A 20,288-nucleotide genomic window follows, 5' to 3' on the forward strand; every position below is an offset into this window, starting at 1 on the left:
TGTTTTTTATTCTGTTTTGGTTTTGGTATCGGCTGCAGAGGGGGCTTCTGAAACCTTTTGCTTCTTTTCAGCATCTGTTTTCTTCTTCTCTTCCTCCAGTTTCTTTTTGGCTTCCTTATCAAGCTCTTCTTTAAGTTTCTTTTCTTCTTCCTGAAGCTTTTTAACCTGTTTTACGGAGTCCAGATACTGCGGAGAAGACATTCTTATCTTTCTGGCAATATCTACTGAAACAGCACCCGTTGAAAATGAATCTACGGCTGTAGTATCATACTGTATTTTAACTTCCTGTTCGGCTCCAAAACCCCCAGATTCTTTTTTAGAACACGCTATGAACAAAATGACCAAAATAAAAGCCGCAAAAAGTAAATTTTTCATGGAACTAATTTAGTAGAAATTCTGCAATTACAGGATAGTGATCCGATAATTTCACAGAATGATCTACCTTATAGCTTAAAGGAATGATTGATTTTGAAGTAAAGATATAATCTATTCGCAACGGTACTTTATAGTCATGAAAACTACTTGCACTTCCTTTTCCTGCAACCAAAAAGGCATCCTGAAGATCTTTTCCCAAATTATAATACTCATAAGAGTTGGGAACAGAGTTAAAATCTCCTGCTAAAATAACAGGATAAGGAGAAAGGTCTATTATCTTTCTTATTTTCTTCACCTGGTCCTCATGGGCCTGAAAAGTAGGAATCATATGGGAAAGAAGAGCAGAGATGTTACCTGCCCCAAAGGCATCCAGCTTCGTAAACATAGATTTATGAAGGCGGAACGGCTCCAGGTATACATTGACAATTCTTACAATTTTTCCGTTGATATCTATATCTGCATAGAAAGAATTACCTCTTGCTTTTTCTTCAATAATTTCGGCCTGTCTTACAATCTTATGTTTTGTTTTAAGAATAACTGAAGGGTATTTTACAAGATCCTGTCTTAATGCACGGTTGGTGTCTTTTTCCTGTACCAGGATAATATCGGCATTTTGTTCTTTAATATAATCCTTTATCTTATCCCATCCGTAATCCCCATATTTTACATTAAAGGTCAGAACTTTGATATCTCTTATTGTCTTTACATTCTCTACTTTCGGAGAGTAATTAACCCATCTTCTTATTGGATTGTAAAACAGAAAGATCCCCAAAGCAAAGGCTACTGCTACTTTTTGCTTTTTAAAAATCCATACCACCGTAAGAATAAGATATGCGAACATCAGATATGGGAAACCCAGAGAAAGAAGATTAAGGTTCCCAAAAATATTTGGAGGAACCCATGCATTTCCCAATGTGCAGAGCAATAAAACAGCAATAACAATATGTATAAATAGCAGTATCTGATTCGACTTCATGAAAAAACGGTCTTGGTACGTGTTTTTTTAAGCAAAAACCCTACCAAGCACCTATATTTTAACTTTTTTTATGATTATTTACTGCCTGAAGAAAACTCAGAAATGACAGGATAATGATCTGAAAAACTGACAGAACGGTCTACCACATAGGAAACAGCCTTCACGGATGGAGAAGAAAAAATGTAATCAATTCTTATAGGAAATTTATAATCGTGGAAACTGGTGGCGCTTCCTTTTCCGGCACTCAGAAATGCATCTTCAAGTCCTGATGATAAATGATAATATTCATAAGAATTGGGAACCGAATTAAAATCTCCAGCCAGGATAACGGGATATGGAGAACTTTCAACAGCATTTTTAATAAGCTCAATCTGCTTTTGGTGAATTTTAAAAGTAGGAATAAGTCTTTTTACAATATCTTTCATCTTTTGCTCATTGGCATCAGAATTCCCGTTAAGGGTTACCATCTCTCTTTCAAACTTAAAAGGATGAAGATAAACATCAATAAACCGGTATACTTTTCCTTTTATCTCGATATCAGCCTGCACAGCCGGTGGGATTTCACTTTTTTCAGGAAAATCCAGCTCTTTAGTATTCAAGACTTTATGTTGAGTAAGGATTGTTCCCACTCCGGAAAAATTCACTCTCTTATACTCTTCAAGGTACGGAAAGTCACCACCTCTGCCTTCCTGTAAGAGTATCACATCAGCTTCCTGAGATTTTAAATACTTTCCGATCTCCTCTTTCCCCATAATTCCCCCTTTCACATTAAAGGAAACTATTTTAATAGCTGCCTTCTCTTTTTTATCAGAAGAAAAATTAATGATTCTTTTGACTGGATTAATAAAAATCAATCCTACCAGCATGAACACAAAGGCTCTCTTCTTCCAGCTGAATATCCAAAAAACAGTCATCAGAATATAAACAATCATCAGAATAGGAAATCCTAATGAAAGCAAATTAAACCATGGAAATATCCTAGGCGGAACATATGCATTCAGTAAAGAACCCAGTAAAAGGAACAGAATTCCCAGGTGCAGAATCAGGATGATAAGTCGAAAAATTTTCACAAAGCAGCTTTAGTTAAATCTGTATAAATGTTTTCTCCAGCTTCTCGCCAGCAGCCACCCTACCAAAGCACCTCCAACGTGAGCTAAATGGGCAATACCTCCTCCATTTCCTGAAACACCCAGATATACCGAAACGATAATAACAATCGGCATTAGGTATTTAACTTTCATAGGAACAGGAATAAACATCATCATAATCTTTGAATCAGGATATAAAGTGGCAAAAGCAGCTACAACTCCAAAAATTGCACCAGAAGCCCCCACCATAGGAGTGGCTACAATACCTTTCAGGCTTCCCAATAATTCTTTTTGTCTGGCAATAGTATCTACACCTCCTGCAAATTCAACACTGGCACCGGACAAATATGAATTCACATTGAAACCCAACTGCTGCAATTCACCGGAAATCTGTTGAACTTCTACAAAATTCCATAAATTAAAGAGGAAAAAAGCCCCAAGGCCACTCAAAAAGTATAGTATCAAATATTTTTTATCTCCTAATGTCTGCTCCAGAATAGGACCGAAGCTATACAGGGTGAACATATTAAACAAAATGTGCATAATACTTCCGTGCATAAACATATGGGTAATGATCTGCCATGAATGGAAAAAAGGAGAAAACGGATAAAAACCGGCAAGATAGCCAATCACCTGATTTCCCATAAAGTACGTTACAGCATATACTATCACATTAATAATGATAAGATTTCTTGTAATCGGTGGTATATTGTTAAACATCTTTTTTAAAATTTGTTTTTAAAATCATTAAACGGAACTTCATAGAAACATCTTTTTCCGTCCGGTAAAAACTCAGGGAATCCTAATGCGGTAAAATCTTTGATGAGCTGTTCTGCATCTTTTTTATAAAGGAAGTCGAATCTTGACTTCGAGTGCATTTTAGCCCATTGGTTTTGATAATACTGCATGAATTCTTCTTCTGTCTTATATTCCAGGATCTCAAAAAGGTTCTCCAGAAACTTCATAGCCTGTGTTTCTTTCAGCCCTTCGGGAAGTGAATCTATTCTCAGTACACTTTCATGAGCAATTTTCATGTCAAACCCGAGTTCCGGAAGATATTTTTTGATAGAATTATATTTATTCTTTTCTATTTCGTTCATGTGGTACTCCAGAGAAAACAGGAGGGCATGACTGTTGGTATTGGATTTCTTTGATGTTGATTTATTATTATTTTCAGAAACCACAAGCCTGTGCATTCTTCCAAGATCCAGCATCAGAGTCATATCACCTTTATTGAAAACCCAGTATCCGTTCGGGAGCCTCATCAGATCTTCATCGAAATCTTCATCTTCAAATAAATTGATTTTGGAAGGTTCTGCCGTGATATTCTGGCTGTACATTTCTGTAAGATTCTGAATCTCCTCCGGAAGCACTATATTTTTCTCCTCCAAAAACGGATTATAGTCTTTATCAACAATAATTTCAGGCATTTTTATCACTCCGCCGCCACCGTTCCCTTTACTGGGAATAGGCTTATTCATCATTTCGTCTAAATCCGGATCTCTGTCAAAATCAAGACTTGGAGAAACATTATAAATCCCTAAAGATCTTTTTATCGTGGAACGAAGTAAAGCAAAAATAAGATGCTCATCTTCAAACTTCACCTCGGTTTTCTGTGGATGGATATTAACATCTATTTTTTCAGGATCAAGCTCCAGATAAAGGAAAAATGAAGGTACATATCCCGGTAAAAGCAATCCTTCAAAAGCTTCCTGAACGGCCTTATTGAAGTAAGGGCTTTTGAAATACCTTCCATTCACAAAAAGGAACTGTTCTCCTCTGTTTTTCTTGGCGCCTTCCGGTTTCGCTACAAATCCGTGAAGCTTACACCAGATAATATCTTCTTTGATAGGAATCAGCTGGGGCTGCAGTTTTCTTCCGAAAATATCTACAATACGCTGCATCTGGCTTCCCTTTCTGAGTTTGAAAACCGGTTCATCATCATGGAATAATGAGAATTCCAAGCCTTCATGTGCCAATGCAACACGTTGAAATTCATCGATTACGTGTCTGAATTCAATATTATTATTTTTCAGAAATTTTCTTCTGGCAGGAACGTTGTAGAATAGATTTTTTACCAGAAAATTCGATCCGTCTGCCGTTTGTATCGGGTCCTGAAATTGGAAAACGCCACCTTCAAGGTAAATATTGGTTCCAATGGATGCGTTTTTCTGTTTTGTTCTTAGCTCAACCTGAGAAACCGCGGCAATAGAAGCCAATGCTTCCCCCCGAAATCCTTTTGTAGCGATCTTAAAGATATCTTCCGTTCCCCTGATTTTGGATGTGGCATGTCTTTCAAACGCCATTCTGGCATCTGTTTCAGACATTCCTTTTCCGTCATCCACTACTTGTATCAGGTTCTTCCCGGCATCCCTGAGAATCAGTTCGACCTTTGAAGCATCTGCATCAATAGCGTTCTCCAAAAGCTCCTTCACAATGGATGCAGGCCTCTGCACCACTTCTCCTGCTGCAATCTGATTAGCTACATGATCCGGTAAAAGTTGAATAATATCTGACATAAAAAAACGTAAATCAACTTACAAAAATAGACAATGAAATTGGGAATTAAAACATTAAAAGAGGGAATTAATATTTAATTATCAACATTTCAACAATGCAGCATTTTAAAGACTGAGCCTCAAACCATTCACTACAGCGGTTTTTTGAATAGAACAATCCCCTATTGTTTTTACACAAATAGAGGATTGATTCACAGCTAGTTTATACAAAAAAAATTAATAGTGATATTTATTTATCATTCCACATTCAGTCTTCAAAAGCGAGCTTTCTTTTCTTTTCTCTTCCTGGAATCCCGTGGATCTTCTCATACAGATAAGCCAGAAGGTTGGGTTTTTTATAAATCCTGTTATATCTGTACTTGGTATTAAAATGTCTTACATGAATTTTATATGCATCATATCCGATCACGATTAAAAGACACAGGCTGATAACATAAAACACCCTGAATTCCAGATAATAATAGGTAAGTCCCGAGAATACCGCTCCCAATACATAGGCAATCATAATACTCAAGAGTAATTTTGCCCTTCCGATCAGCTCCCCGTTTTTTCTGTATTTTTTTTGAGTAAACATAGAAACCAGGATTCCCAGGTCGGTAGTTGTTCCGGTAAGGTGGGTTGTTTTTACTGAAAAGTTTGAGATACTGGCCGTCAAACCATTTTGAAGCCCTGTAGCAAAAAGCATCAATGCCACCAGATATTCTGTTTCTTCCAGTGTTTTCTGATAATAAAACTGTCCGTATACACCTACGAAGAGAAGACATATAATCTCCAATACAATAGGCATGGAATGGGCAAAATACTTACTTTTTTTATTGAAATTGATGACAATAAAATTGGATAGAAAGCTTCCGAAGAAGAACAAAAAGATCCATCCGGCTACGACTCCAACCTGCGCCCAGTTTGCCTTACTGATTTCTGCTGCCAGCACAGCGTAATGTCCCGTTACATTCGATGTAAAAGAGAGAAATATTAATAGGGATGCTATATTTATAGTACCTGCTGTAAATGCAGTCAGCGTCCCCAATCTGATATTATCCCCCAGTGTCCTGCTGTTACTATAATTTCTTAACATTTTTTTATTTTTTTAGTTTGTGTTTATTTTAGACCTCTACAAAGATCTCTGCAAGCCTTCCTCTTTCCGGAAGCCTTTCTCTAACCTCAACGGCAATTTCATGAGACTTCAGGTCTTTGCAATTCTTGATATAAGGAATAAGATCAAACTTTCCTTTACCCTTGCTCTTAATAGACGAAGAATAATAAGCTTCTTCTATATTCTCTGCGTTCACGTACTGATTGAATGTTCTCTGAAAGCTTCCTGTAAAAACATCACAAATGATTTTATTGACCAGATGAGGATATTTATTCTTCACGATCCCATAAGCATCGCAAAATTCTGCCGGCCTGATCTTATTGAAAATAGATGTCTTGGTATTGAATAAAAGATCTCTGATAGAATCCCCGGAATCATATCCTGATGTAAGCAGGATATCATATTGGTTTTGATCTTCCGAGGCTTCTTTCTCTTTCAGCACTTTTTTCAATATGTTTAATGACTCAAGAGAGTAATCCGTTGCAATTAAAATTGTTTTAGTCATGTTCTTTATTATTTTGTTTTGTGTTTATCTTTTTTGATGATACAAAACTAGAACGACCAAATTAGAAGACCTTTGGAACGGAATTAAAATGTGATTAAAGAGATTAAAATGAGATTAGAAAATTGTTAAGAGAAATTAATGTGGGGAAAAAATAAAACAGCAATCTTACATAAATAAGTGATATTCAACCTATTATTTAACCAACCTGTATACTTTGAATAATTTTAGGGATTAAGCGCCCTCCTGCTGTGTGCTGTAGAAATTAGGGAAACGTATCTGAACCGTAGTTCCCTGATTTTCGTGCGAGCTTACAATCAATTCACCGTGATGCATTCTTACGATATTTCTCGCCAATGGAAGCCCAATTCCATAGCCTTCATAATTGTTGGTATTGGAAGCCCTGAAGAACGGATCGTAGATTTTATTCATTTCTACCTCCGGAATCCCGATTCCATTATCCTTTACAATGATATAGACATCTGTATCCGTGGCTCCTAAGGAGACTTTTACCTGCTGGAAATTAGAATATTTACAGCCATTACTGATGATATTGGCCACTGCAAGATGCAGCAACTGCTCATTCCCCTGTACTTTCAGTTTTTTAGGATTATCAGGGAGCATACTGATATCGAGATAGATATTATTCCTGGAATCTATTCTTCTTAGCGTTTCAATCACATCCCACAGCAGCTGGTCAATTCTTACCTTATCCATTTTCTGGATCTTGCCATCAAACCCGGTTTGGGCGATCATTAATAAAGCTTTGATCTTTTTATCCAGTTTTTCGGCTTCATCCAGGATAATTTCCAGCGTTTCTTTATATTCTTCTGCTGATCTGTTGATGGAAAGAGCTACATCCGCCTCTCCCATAATGGAAGTAAGTGGAGTTCTCAGTTCATGGGAGACATTGCCAATCAGATGGTTCTGGGTCTCAAAAGAGGTCTCAATGCGGTTGAGCATATCATTGAAGGTATCTACCAGTTCATTCAGTTCCTTATTGTCCGGTTGAGACTCCAATCTTAAATGAAGGTTTTCAGAGCTTATTTCTTTTACTTTTCCTGTAATTTTTAAGATCGGTCTGAACAATGTCTTAGATAAGTAAAAAGAGAAGATCATACTGAAGAATAAAGAAAGCACAATACAGGTAAGCAGTGTTCTTTTTAAAAAACCAAGATAATAGACTACATAATGGTTCTTGGCAGAAGCAATAGCGATATAGTCTTTATCGTCATATCTGAAAGTCTGCCCGATATAATAGAATTCCTTATCATTATAATTAGCCTCCCCCTGCTTGATAATATTTTTAAAAAAATAAGATGGAATATGAACTTCCTGGGATATCTTCTTGAAATTGGAATCTGTAGGGACAGCAAAAACATAATCCTTTTCCATAGGAAGCTCTTCATCATTCAGGCTACTCAGGACATAATTCTCCGGAAGGTCTAGATGGTCTTTGCTTTTTTCTATCTGTACAATGGTTGCTGTACGGATCTTCAGCAGCTCATAAAATCTCTGATGTGAAAAATTAACGATCGAAAAATAAACCAAGCCACTGAAAAGCAATATAATGACAGTAAAAACCAACATTAAAAGCACCATTGTTTTGGTCTGATTTGTGATCACTTTATTAAACATTCACTAAGATTTTTTCAGGACGTACCCCATTCCTATTACTGTATGAATCAACTTATTATCATCCTGGCTGTCCAGTTTCTTCCTTAAATAATTGACATAGACATCTACCACATTGGTTCCCAGCTCATAATTAACACCCCATACCGCATCCAGAATTTCCGCTCTTGAGATCACCTTTTCGGGATTCGTAAGGAAATAGAGTAATAATTTATACTCAGTAGAGGTAAGCGTAATTTCCTCCCCTCCACGGGTCACTTTTTTTGTATAGTCGTTCACGATAAGATCAGAAAACTGAAAAACATGCTCACTATCCGGTTCCGGCTCAACCGTCTCCTGCGGTCCGTTGTTATTGCTTCTTCTTAACAGAGATTTCACACGGGCTACCAACTCAATGAATTTAAACGGCTTTACCAGATAATCATCTCCTCCGCTTTCTAACCCCAGCACAATATTTTCAGAAGTCCCCAATGCCGTTAAAAACAGAATAGGAACGCTCTGATTGGTTTTCCGGATCTCCTTACAGACATCCAGCCCATTCATTTCCGGAAGCATAATATCTAAAATCACCAAATCGAAATCATTTGCCTGAACCAGCTGTACTCCGGTACGCCCGTCAAAAGCGACAGAAATTTCATATCCGTTTTCCTGAAGTCCCTTTTTAATAAAAGACACCACACTGGTTTCGTCTTCGATAAGAATAATTTTTTTCATAAATGAAATAACGAGTTTTACAAAAATAGGCAAATTTTGGGATGAACAAAATTGCTCTTCTGTCCTCAATAATAATTTTAAATGAATTGAGCTTCTTCCTTATCCAACCTATATAGAATAATACTACCTTTGCTTTTCATATAATGACGAAAAATAATTCCAGGTTAAATTGAATACAGCATGAATGACTTTTTAATAGGTATCGGTAAGCGATTAAAGGATATTAGAAAAAAGAATAATTTAACCATTAATGAACTGGCATTCAAAGCCAATGTAAGCAATGGTCTTGTTTCCAGAATCGAGAACGGCAGAACAATACCTTCTCTTCCGGTGTTACTTGACCTCATCCAGTCTTTGGAAATTGATGCAAGCTATTTCTTTGAAGGGGTAGAGAAAAAATCCCATGCAAAATTCATTTACGTGCCGAAAGAAAGCCAGCAGCTCATAGAAAAAGAAGTGGAAGCTGAAGGTTTTAAATACATGCATATCTTCAGTAAAAGTCTTCATTCTTTAGGCTTTGAAGCGGTATTGCTGACTCTTGAACCTAATTCTAAAAGAGAAAAGGTGATCACAGATGCCTGGGAGTTCAAATTCGTCCTGAAAGGAGAAGTAAAATATGTTATTGATAATGAAGAAATCATTTTAAAAGAAGGTGATTCTTTATATTTTAACGGAAAGTTTCCACATGTACCCGTAAGCATCAGCAATGAAAGCTGCGTAATGCTGGTTCTTTATTTTTATACTGCATAGATTTTCACAACTTCATATAGCACAAAACCTTATCTTCTGTTTCTGATATTGTAAAGAAGTGAAGGTGGAAATGCTTTCTCTTTACATCCCATCCTCCATTTTCTTCCGAGGTTATATAAGCTTGTACCCTAACCCATTCTCCGTTTTGTTCTTTCAACTTCTAAAGTTGACAAGCAAAAGTTTACTATTTGTAAACTTTTAGTTTTCTTATTTTGGATAAAATGAACGTAATGTTAATCAAAAACGCCCTTCCCACACTCCATTAAAAAATTAAATAAAAACATCAAAACAGCCTCATAAATACCTTAAAATAAACAATTTAATATAAAAATTAAATCAAAATATTCTTTTATACAAATATTTTTAAGGTAAAATAGAAGTAACAAACAGCCTTGATTTATTAAACAATACTTAATATCAAATATTTATATATATTAAAATTATTAGCGTGATTTGCATAAAAAATTTAATATATGTAAAAATGAGAACAAATTTAGAGAAATTACTAACCCTTGCTTTTGTCTGTATCGTCACTTCTGTTTCAGCACAAAAGCAGCTTATTATAGGAACTGTTCTTGATAACAACCAGCCCCTTCCCGGCGCCACTGTTAAAATAAAAGGTTTATCTAAAAATATAACGACTGATATTGATGGAAAATTTACGATCAATGATATTAAAGAAGGTCAGTACAGTTTACAAATTACGTACATAGGATATGAAACAGCAGATATCATTATTACACTAAAGCCTGATCAAACTGTAGATTTAGGAACTGTTATACTTTCTCAGCCCCGAAAAAATATTGATGAAGTTGTGGTTACCGGCACTTTGAAAAATACGGAAGCAAGAGCTTTAAATCTTCAGAAAAATGCCATCAATATCACCAATGTCATTGCATCAGACGGAATTGGAAAACTTCCGGATAGAAATGCTGCAGAAACCGTACAGCGCGTACAGGGAGTCTCTATTGAAAGAGACCAGGGAGAGGGAAGATTTGTTTCATTAAGAGGACTTCCTCCCTTCTGGGCTTCCACGACCATCAACGGAAACAGGCTTCCCACCGCAGAGGAAGAAACAACCTCCAGAGCTACGGCATTTGACTTTTTCCCCACAGAGCTGATCTCTTATGTACATGTCAATAAGTCATTTACTCCGGATATGGAAGCAGATGGAATTGGCGGGGGTGTTAATTTCATTACCAAAACTCCTCCCATGAAAACAGAGTTTAAAGCAACATTGGGAAGCGGTTATAATGCCAAAGCGGATAAAGGAGTTTATAATATCGGCCTTTTGTATGGCGGAAGAACAAAGGATAAAAAATTCGGATACTTATTCAATTTTGCCCATTTCATCAGAAACTGGTCTACTGACAATTTTGAAGCGAGAAGAAGTGGTGACGAAGGGGTCTTCAGAATGGAGCTTCGCGATTACAACGGAGTAAGGAAGACAACCGGAATTAATGCTGCCTTTGAATATGTTCTTTCCCCAAAAAATACCATCTACGTAAAAGGAATGTACGGAACCTTGTCTGATGATGAAACACATTATAAACACAGGGTTCGCTTTGACAAATTCAGCAGTACCAATAATACGGCAAGAGTAGAACTTCAGAATATCCACAACTTACTGATCACAGAGCTTACCTCTGTATCATTAGGGGGAATTCATAATTTAAATAAAGGAAAAATCGACTGGGATCTTTCTTATTACGACAATCAGTTCAAGTATGGGAATATCCCTGACAAGCAGAACAATTCTTATTATGTCATCAAGTATACCCAATCCGGAGTAGGAATCAATCCTGATTATATTTCTGATCATGGGAATGGTCCAAGAGCCTACTGGAAAGCCGATGGTGGAAAATTGGATTACAAAAATCCTGATGCCTTATTTGGTTTCTACAGCGATCCTAATTTTAAAATGGATGCTTCACAAATGAAATTTACAGACCTTGAATTTTACAAAGTCTTTGTTCAGGAAAAAGACAAGATTGTTGCAGCCTTTAACCATGAGATTAATGCTTCTGATAAACTGACCCTGAAATATGGTTTTAAGTACAGGGATAAAGAACGTAATGCAAGGTTTTCAGATATTTTTTATACCTGGAACGGCGGAGCAGCTCCTCTTTTATCAGATTATTCTCAATTCATTACTTCACAACCGAACGGAACCAAGTATCTCAGTGAAATGAATGCACACATCGGAAACACTTTCGGTCCGGTACTTTCTACCTCAGGAATGAATCAGTTCTGGTTTGACAATCAAAAAAACCTGAAAATCAACACCGCTGATTCCGAGGCTTTAGAATATAATAAAGCGTTAGGAAGAAACTTTGATGTTCTGGAGAAACATGCCGATGCATTTGGAATGGCAACCTATAAAGTGAATGATAAGATTACCGTTTTAGGAGGAATAAGATTTTCCAACACCAATACCAAGGTAAAGGGCTATAGCGTGATCGATGATGTACTGACCCCTGTTGAAAATACTAAAAATTACCTGGCAGTTCTTCCCATGATCCACGTAAAGTATACATTAAACGATAAAACGAATCTTCGTTTTGCTGCCACAAGAACTTTCTCCAGACCTAACTTCGGAGACCTTACGCCGGGAGGAACGTATAGTGAAGCAGATAATGAATTCAAGGGAGGAAATCCCAACCTTAATCCAACATATTCATTAAACTTTGACCTGATGGGAGAATATTATTTCTCCAATGTAGGGATCCTGAGCGGTGGTGTTTTCTATAAATCCATTACAGATCCTATTTTCCAGGATTCATTCATTGGAAATTATAACGGGATCAATGGTGTCCAGTTTACAGCTCCAAACAATGGAAATGCTGCATGGCTGGGAGGTATTGAACTTGGGATCAACAAGAGGTTTGATTTCCTTCCGGGCTTCCTTCAGTATTTTGGAGCCCAGGTGAATGCAACTTTTATGACCTCAGAAATGGAGAAGCCAAGCGGAAGAAAGGTAAAACTTCCTTATCAGGCCAAAGAACTCTATAACGTACAACTCTTCTTTGAGAAAAAAGGCTTCAATGCAAGGCTTGCTTATAATTATAAAGGAAAGTACGCTGTAGAATATGCTGAAGACGATACTAATGACTCTTATTATGGTAAATACAGCAGCCTGGACTTCGGAGGTTCTTACCAGTTTACTAAACATCTGAGTCTGTATGCGGATATCAATAACATCCTCAATAAACCTCTGATCTATCATTTCGGACAAAATGAAGACCGTCCTGAACAGGTGGAATATTATGGGGTAAGATGTAACCTTGGAATAAAACTGAACTTCTAAACCCAAATAATGGCCAGAACAATCAATCCTAAAACACTGGTAACACTGAAAGCTGCTTTTGCCGCTTTTGGTGTTTACTTCTGCATGTACGGTTTCAGAAAACCTTTTACCGTAGCCTCTTTCGAAGGACTATCCTACTTCGGAGTAGATTATAAGATCCTGATCATCATTGCACAGGCTGTAGGGTATTTCATTTCGAAATTTATTGGAATTAAATTCATTTCCGAATTAAAACCGGTGAAAAGACTGCGCTATTTATTTTCCTTTATTGCCATCGCAGAATTATCATTATTAGGGTTCGCAGTCATTCCTGCTCCCTATAATATCCTTTTCATGTTTCTCAATGGTATTCCGCTGGGAATGATCTGGGGTATTGTTTTTTCCTATATAGAAGGCCGTAAAACAACTGAAATTATCGGATTATTTCTGTGCTCAAGCTTTGTGGTTTCTTCAGGGTTTACAAAGTCTGTAGGAAAGTTTTTGATGGATACTTTTGCTATTTCAGAATTCTGGATGCCTTTTTCTGCCGGGCTGATTTTTATTGTCCCTTTACTTATTTCAGGAATTCTTCTGGAAAAAATTCCGAAACCTACTGAAGAAGATATTCAGCTTAAAAGTAAAAGAAAACCTCTTAACGGAAACGAAAGGAAAGAGCTTATCCGTCAGTTTTTCATCCCTGTTGTCTGCATAATTTTTCTTTATATCTGTTTAACGGTCCTAAGGGATTTCAGAGATAATTTTAACCGCGAGATCTGGGACGGTCTTCACTTTACATTTGACAGTTCTGTATTTACATTGACGGAAATCCCCATTGCCATCATGGTTCTTTTGATTTTAAGCTGCATGGTAAAGGTTAAAAACAACAAAAAGGCTTTTGCTTATTATCACTATATCCTCTTTGCCGGAATTTTAACGGTGGGGCTTTCCACCTATCTCTTCCAGCAGAATTCACTATCTCCGTTTTTATGGATGACAATCTCCGGATTTGGAATGTATATCTGCTATATTCCTTTTAATGGAATTTATTTTGACAGAATGATTGCCGCATTTGATATTAAAGGCAATGTAGGCTTTCTGATCTATATGGTAGATTCCTTTGGGTATTTGGGAAGCGTTCTGATCTTACTCTATAAGAATTTCGGTTCTGCACAGACTTCATGGCTCAGCTTTTATATCAGTCTGAATTATATCATTACGGTCAGCGTTTTAATTCTCTCTGTTATTGCTTTTTTGGCTTTTAAAAAAAAGGCAAAACCCAATTCTAATTCTAATCAATACATCAATTTCGATACTTCGAAAATCTTATAAATTATAGTAAAATGAAAACAAAATTTGATTTACTCATTGTGGGAGGCGGAATCTTAGGAACACTCCATGCCTATCATGCCCTGAAGAAAAATCTGAAAGTAGCTTTACTGGAAAGAAATACACTGCCTCAAGGGGCAACGGTAAGAAACTTTGGACAGGTAGTACCGTCCGGAATGGATCTTAAATGGCAGAATTTCGGGAGAGAAAGCCTTGCTATATATAATGAACTTCATGCTCAGGCAGACCTTACTATCAGGCAAAATGGCTCTGTATACATTGCTTCTGATGCTGAAGAGCTTCAGCTTATTGAAGAACTCTATGAAATCAACAGAAACAATGATTATGAATCTGTTTTATTATCTAAAAATGACTGCATCAAGAAGTTTGATGGGCTCCGCTCGGATTATTGCAAAGGAGGATTATTCTTTCCCCAGGAGCTTTCTGTAGATTCTGCAGATATGATTGTAAAACTTCATAAGCTTTTACAGGAAAAAATGGGTCTGGAGATCTTCTACAACACTACGGTGATTGAAACCGGTGAAGATGATCGGAAATGCACTGCTGTAACAGCTGAAGGAACAGAATTTTCTGCTTCCCGGATTATCATCTGCGGGGGACATGAATTTAAAACATTATACCCTAAAGTATTCAATGAAAGCGACCTGGAAGTAAGCAAACTGCAGATGCTGCAAACCAAACCCCAGGGAATTTATTCTCTTCAGGGAAATATTCTTACCGGACTTTCCGTCAGAAGATATGAATCATTCAGTGAATGTCCTTCTTTCCAAAAAATCAAATCATTGGAAGATCCTCATTCATTTGAGAAGAAATATGGTGTTCATATTCTCTTTAAGCAGGCTCTTGACGGTTCCATCATTCTTGGAGACTCTCATGAATATGCAGATGCTAAAAATGCGGATGACCTTGGATATGATCTCAATATGGAAATTGATGAATTCATGATCCATGAAGCAAAAAAAATAATTGACCTTCCTACGTACGAAATTCAGAGAAGATGGTTTGGAGTGTATTCCCAGTGCAAGACGAAAGATATTTTCGAACACAGCCCCTCTCCGAATATCCATATTGTGACGGGTATCGGAGGAAAAGGAATGACGGGAAGCGGAGGGTTCTCCAAGTTTAATATAGAAAAAATTTACGCATAAAAATTCAATGAAAAATATAGAATTACTGGTTCTGGATATGGCCGGAACAACAATTGATGAGGACAATGTAGTGTATAAAACCTTAACAGAGGCTGTCAACAGCCACGGTTACTCTGTGAGCCTGGAAAAAGTTCTTAGAAGCTGCGCCGGAATGGAAAAGCTGGAGGCCATTACAAGTCTGCTGAAGGAAATTAATGGTAACGAAGAAGATGCCACTGTTATTTTTGAGAATTTTTCCGAAAAATTAAAGGAGGCTTACCGTAATCTTGATGTAAAACCCATCAACGGTACAGAAAATTTTCTTCTTACTATGAAAGCCCAAAACAAAAAAGTGGTTCTCAATACAGGATACACCTCTGAAATTGCCCACCAGCTTTTAGACAAATTACAGTGGAAAGAAAATATACATTTTGATGCTCTGATCACCGCTGACGATGTTTCAGAAAGCAGACCCAGCCCGGAGATGATCAATCTGGCTATGAAAAAATTCAATATCATGGAGCCCGAAAAGGTCCTAAAGGCCGGAGATTCCGTGATTGATATTGAAGAAGGAAAAAATGCAGGATGCGGACTGACTATCGCAGTGCTTTCCGGTGCTCAAAACAGAACAGAGCTGGAGAAAGCAAAACCTGATTATATTCTAAATACAATTTCTGAAGCTGAACATATTCTTTAACAACTTCTTTTTCAACTTTATTTACAAATGGCACAACTCTTTTGTGTCGTTTGTTTTTTAATAAGTAAGTACATCACCCGTCAAAAATTCTCTGAATTTCCAACATCCCTCCAGAGAAAGGGAATTTAATTCCTTCGATTGATTATTTGTAAAAGTATATGATTTTCTTCTTATGTAGACTTTCAACTTCTGTGAACTATTTACTTATCAATTAATTAATTTTCTGTTTACATATGTTTACAAATAGTAAACTAATTTTACAATAGTTAAAAATAAATTACTATTTGTAAACTTTTTATTTAAAACCCTTACCCCATGAAAACAAAACTATTCTCAATGGCTGTTGTTGTGAGCTGCTTCCTTGGAGCTCAGACCAAAAAAGTTCTTTTTATCGGTATCGACGGATGTCGTGCAGACGTCATGATGTCTGCCAGTACTCCTAACATCAAGAACCTTATCAATCAGTCTATTTATTCTCTTGACGGACTTTGCGCTGCCACTACATGGAGCGGAAACGGATGGAGTACAATGCTTACGGGTGTTTGGCACACCAAACACAATGTGCAGGATAATAATTTTACCAGTCCCAATTATGTAAATTATCCTGACTTTTTGACAAGAGCAGAAAGCCATAACCCTAATTTAAGAACAATTTCCCTGGCACATTGGGCACCCATCAATGACAAAATTATTCAGAATGCAGATGTAAAATCTAACCTGGCAACAGATCTTGCTGTGAAAAATGCGGCGGTCAATGCTCTCCAAAATGACAATCCTGATATTCTGTTTGTAGATTTTGATGATGTAGACCATGCAGGGCATTCTTACGGCTTTTCTTCAGCTGTTCCCCAATATGTATCTTCTATTCAGACAACAGATTCATATATCGGCGAGATAGTGAATGCTATGAAAAACAGAGCCGGTTATCAAAACGAAGATTGGCTGGTTGTTTTAACAACGGATCACGGAGCGGTAGACAGCTCGCATGGCGGAGGGAACCTTTCTGAGAGAAATATTTTTACCGTGTATTCTAATCCAGGATTTACTCCTCAGCAGATCAGTAAAACGGTTTTAGAATCCAATAAAACGTTCAATCAGCTTAGCTTTCCGGCAGGAACTTATGCCAAACCAACCAACCAGAATCCATTCAACTTTGGTGCAAACCAGGATTTTACCATTGAGTTTTGGGTGAAACCCAATGCGGCCTATTCCAGTGATCCTGTCATGATCGGGAATAAAAACTGGGCTAGCGGAAAAAATAAAGGGCTTGTGATTTCAGGATATTCCGGACAGACGTTTAAAATGAATATCGGTGACGGAACAAACAGAATTGACCTGGTAGGAGGAAAAGTGGAAACCAATAAGTGGAAGCATATTGCAGCCAGCTTCGATAGAGACGGCCTTGTCACTTTATATGAAGATGGTGTTCCGGTCACTTTTGCCAAGATGAATACCATCGGAAATATTGATTCCGGTCTTCCATTAACATTAAACCAGGACGGAACCAATACCTATGGAATCAATCTTCCTGCATCCTATAAAGACCTCAGAATCTGGAAATCCGCTCTTCCGAACGATGTGATCGTTAACTGGGCCAATCAGGACATTACCCCTTCACATCCTTATTATTCTCAGCTGCTGGCCAACTGGAAGTGTGATCATGTTTCAGGAAATACCATCACCGATTCAAGTCCCAATGCGAATCATATGAGCATTACAGGATCTCCTGCTTATAATGCCAACACCTCAGGCAGTTTTAAGATCTATGATTACACCGCAACAACAAGAGAAACAGATCATTTTCCAACGGTACTGAACTGGATGTGTATTCCGGTACAATCCACATGGGGAATTGACGGGATAAACAGAATCCCGGTTTGTTCAAACGATGTTTTAGCCAATAAAGAAATAAAGAAAAACACTAATGATTTTGCCCTTTACCCCAATCCTGCATCAGCAAGTATAACCATCCGATATCCATCTGAAAATAAAGAATCTAAGGTAGAAATCATTGATTCTAAAGGGACACTTGTTTCAACTTTTCATTTGAAATCTTCCAATGGATATTACAATGAAAAAATAAATATTGAAACCCTTCCAACCGGAATATACTTCATTAAATTTAGTGAAGGGAAAAACTCAGTGACAAAGACTTTCATTAAGAAATAAACAGTAAAGCAATTAGATTTAATTTTTTGATATTAGAACTCGGATAGAAATATCCTTGTTCTAATATTTTTTTTATAATCCGTTTTTGAGATCTAATTCCATCTGTACATCCACACGGTCATATCCCGCATTGGTAACCGGCATATGTTTAAATCCAAGTTTTTCGTAGAGTTTTATAGCTGGAACCAGAATTGAATTGGTTTCCAGAAATACCTTCTCTGCCTTTAATTCTTTAGCTTTTTCTATTAAAGTATTTCCCAGCAGATATCCAATTTTTTTTCCTTGCGCTTTCGGGCTCACTGCCATTTTTGAAAGTTCAAAAATAAGGGGTTCATCGCTGTTCTTTACTAATGCACATGTTCCCACCGCCTCTCCATTAAGCAGAGCAAAAGCAATATGTCCTCCTTTATCTAGGATATGTTCTTCAGGGTGATCCAGCAGTTTATAGTCACCGGATTCCATCACAAAGAAATTCCTGATCCATTCTTCGTTTAAAGCTCTGAAAGCTTCTTTATATTGAGGTTCATAGGCTATAATTTGTACTTCATTATTGATATCATTCATCTCTATAGGGTTTATTAAATTTTATTTTTTATCATTTTACCAAGCTTCTCCAGGTCACTTTCTACACGGTCTGTCCATTCCAGGGCATAATTCAGCCTCATACAATTCTGATACTGGTTATATTGTGAAAACATTCTACCGGGAGCAAAATTTATTTTCTGACTTAATGCTTCATCATAAAGATCTTCCGTGCAGATTCTTTGATCTAGTTCCAGCCACAGCATAAAACCGCCTTTCGGTTCAGAAATTTTGGTATTATCCGGAAAATACTGAGTAACAGACTTTTGGATCTGAAGGTAATTGGCATACAGCTTTTTCCTGAACATTCTCAAATGATGGTCGTACCGTCCATGTTCAAGGAAATCAGCAATAACATCTGAAAATAAAGACGGACTGGAAACTGTCTGAACCAGCTTCTGACGGATAATCTTATCTTTAAATTTCCCTGCCGCTACCCAGCCCACACGATATCCCGGAGCCAGCGTTTTAGAAACAGATCCTACCCACATCACAATTCCGGCCTCATCATAGAATTTACAGGGCTTCGGTCTTCCGGCTCCAAAGTAAATGTTTCCATAAACATCATCTTCCACCAAAGGAACATTATATTCGGTAAGCATCCTTACCAGCTCTTTCTTGTTCTCATCAGGCATCTGAAATCCCAGCGGATTATTATAATTAACGACAAAGCAGCATGCCGAAATCTTTGGCAGCACTTTTTTTAAAGCATCAAGATCCACTCCGGTAATAGGATGGGTAGGAATTTCCACCGCTTTTAGTCCCAGCAGGTGAATCGCCTGCAGTATTCCAAAATATACAGGACTTTCAATGGCTACGGAATCCCCTGGCTGGGTAACTGCCATCAGGCAGTTATATACTCCATTCATTGCTCCGGAGGTAATGACAAGGTCATCTTCTGTAATCTTCCCTTCCATCACCATGGCCCATTTCGCTATTTCGCGGCGCAAATTTTCACTTCCCTGTACCGGCTCATAGTTGGTCCCGCTATCACTGCTCTTCTTCATTACATTGATCATACACTTCTTCATTTTAGCTACAGGAAGAAGGCTTTTCCCGGGAATACCCAATGCAAACTGAGTAACATCTGTTCCGGCAATGGTTCCGAATACCTTGCCGATAAGATCTTCCGGTGTTTTTTGTCCTTGTGAAACTTTTATTTTTGCAACAGAAGGTAATGCCAGCTTTCGCTGGGAGGTCTGGCTTACATAATAGCCGTATTTGGGGCGTGATTCCACCAGAGACCTGCTCTCAAGCTCCATATACGCCTGTTTTACAGTATTTAAGCTAACGTTATGTAACTTTTGGGCACTTCTTAACGATGGCAGCCTGTCTCCAAACTGCAAGGTTTCAGTTTTAATCTGCTCAGTGACAGCATTGGCTATTTTTAGATACAAAACATCTTTAGACATGGTGAGGGTTTTACGT

Annotated in this window: 17 protein-coding genes; 6 read left to right on the forward strand and 11 right to left on the reverse strand. The window is 37.5% G+C overall.

Annotated elements, in window-relative coordinates; translation table 11 throughout:
* Nucleotides 1–6: 6 nt before the first annotated feature.
* From DRF57_RS03870 to DRF57_RS03910, 9 genes are all read right to left on the reverse strand, one after another.
* A complete protein-coding gene (locus tag DRF57_RS03870; protein ID WP_115916993.1) occupies nt 7–375 on the reverse strand; it encodes a hypothetical protein in 369 nt (122 codons plus the stop codon).
* 4 nt (nt 376–379) lie between these two features.
* Nucleotides 380–1,351 carry an endonuclease/exonuclease/phosphatase family protein gene (locus DRF57_RS03875; RefSeq protein ID WP_047489784.1) on the reverse strand — a complete coding sequence of 324 codons (972 nt, stop codon included), beginning with the start codon at nt 1,349–1,351 and terminating at the stop codon, nt 380–382.
* Between the two features lie 74 nt (nt 1,352–1,425).
* Nucleotides 1,426–2,421: an endonuclease/exonuclease/phosphatase family protein gene (locus DRF57_RS03880; RefSeq protein ID WP_228450344.1), complete on the reverse strand. Its 996-nt coding sequence runs from the start codon at nt 2,419–2,421 to the stop codon at nt 1,426–1,428.
* A 9-nt stretch (nt 2,422–2,430) separates the two neighbouring features.
* A complete protein-coding gene (locus DRF57_RS03885) occupies nt 2,431–3,159 on the reverse strand; it encodes a rhomboid family intramembrane serine protease (protein ID WP_115916995.1) in 729 nt (242 codons plus the stop codon).
* A gap of 5 nt (nt 3,160–3,164) precedes the next feature.
* Nucleotides 3,165–4,958, reverse strand: coding sequence for a DNA mismatch repair endonuclease MutL (gene mutL, locus DRF57_RS03890; protein ID WP_047489792.1), 1,794 nt, complete (start codon nt 4,956–4,958; stop codon nt 3,165–3,167).
* Nucleotides 4,959–5,205: 247 nt separating this feature from the next.
* A complete protein-coding gene (locus tag DRF57_RS03895; RefSeq protein ID WP_084086918.1) occupies nt 5,206–6,033 on the reverse strand; it encodes a YoaK family protein in 828 nt (275 codons plus the stop codon).
* Nucleotides 6,034–6,061: 28 nt separating this feature from the next.
* On the reverse strand, nt 6,062–6,556 hold the full coding sequence (locus DRF57_RS03900) for a hypothetical protein (protein ID WP_115916997.1): 495 nt from the start codon (nt 6,554–6,556) through the stop codon (nt 6,062–6,064).
* A gap of 231 nt (nt 6,557–6,787) precedes the next feature.
* Nucleotides 6,788–8,191 (reverse strand): sensor histidine kinase, encoded by a 1,404-nt coding sequence (locus tag DRF57_RS03905; RefSeq protein ID WP_115916999.1) that lies wholly within the window; start codon nt 8,189–8,191, stop codon nt 6,788–6,790.
* A 3-nt stretch (nt 8,192–8,194) separates the two neighbouring features.
* A complete protein-coding gene (locus DRF57_RS03910; RefSeq protein WP_047489805.1) occupies nt 8,195–8,902 on the reverse strand; it encodes a response regulator transcription factor in 708 nt (235 codons plus the stop codon).
* Nucleotides 8,903–9,082: 180 nt separating this feature from the next.
* On the opposite strand from DRF57_RS03910, the gene DRF57_RS03915 reads away from it, so the two are divergent.
* The 6 genes from DRF57_RS03915 to DRF57_RS03940 all read left to right on the forward strand — a co-directional run bounded on the left by DRF57_RS03915 (nt 9,083) and on the right by DRF57_RS03940 (nt 18,278).
* On the forward strand, nt 9,083–9,652 hold the full coding sequence (locus DRF57_RS03915; RefSeq protein ID WP_047489807.1) for a helix-turn-helix domain-containing protein: 570 nt from the start codon (nt 9,083–9,085) through the stop codon (nt 9,650–9,652).
* Nucleotides 9,653–10,133: 481 nt separating this feature from the next.
* Nucleotides 10,134–12,959, forward strand: coding sequence for a TonB-dependent receptor (locus tag DRF57_RS03920; RefSeq protein ID WP_047489810.1), 2,826 nt, complete (start codon nt 10,134–10,136; stop codon nt 12,957–12,959).
* A gap of 9 nt (nt 12,960–12,968) precedes the next feature.
* On the forward strand, nt 12,969–14,267 hold the full coding sequence (locus DRF57_RS03925) for a DUF5690 family protein (protein WP_052188634.1): 1,299 nt from the start codon (nt 12,969–12,971) through the stop codon (nt 14,265–14,267).
* 11 nt (nt 14,268–14,278) lie between these two features.
* Nucleotides 14,279–15,433: a TIGR03364 family FAD-dependent oxidoreductase gene (locus DRF57_RS03930; RefSeq protein ID WP_047489813.1), complete on the forward strand. Its 1,155-nt coding sequence runs from the start codon at nt 14,279–14,281 to the stop codon at nt 15,431–15,433.
* 7 nt (nt 15,434–15,440) lie between these two features.
* The gene (locus DRF57_RS03935; protein WP_047489816.1) at nt 15,441–16,109 is read left to right on the forward strand and encodes an HAD-IA family hydrolase; all 669 of its coding nucleotides are present in this window, start codon (nt 15,441–15,443) and stop codon (nt 16,107–16,109) included.
* 315 nt (nt 16,110–16,424) lie between these two features.
* Entirely contained in the window at nt 16,425–18,278 is a 1,854-nt protein-coding gene (locus tag DRF57_RS03940; protein ID WP_047489819.1) for an alkaline phosphatase family protein, read from the forward strand.
* Between the two features lie 72 nt (nt 18,279–18,350).
* Here the strand turns inward: DRF57_RS03940 and DRF57_RS03945 are convergent, their stop codons facing one another.
* Nucleotides 18,351–18,842, reverse strand: coding sequence for a GNAT family N-acetyltransferase (locus tag DRF57_RS03945; RefSeq protein ID WP_047489821.1), 492 nt, complete (start codon nt 18,840–18,842; stop codon nt 18,351–18,353).
* Nucleotides 18,843–18,856: 14 nt separating this feature from the next.
* Nucleotides 18,857–20,272 (reverse strand): aminotransferase-like domain-containing protein, encoded by a 1,416-nt coding sequence (locus DRF57_RS03950; RefSeq protein WP_047489824.1) that lies wholly within the window; start codon nt 20,270–20,272, stop codon nt 18,857–18,859.
* Nucleotides 20,273–20,288 lie beyond the last annotated feature (16 nt).

The sequence above is a fragment of the Chryseobacterium rhizosphaerae genome (assembly GCF_003385455.1).
Classification (GTDB): Bacteria; Bacteroidota; Bacteroidia; order Flavobacteriales; family Weeksellaceae; genus Chryseobacterium; species Chryseobacterium rhizosphaerae.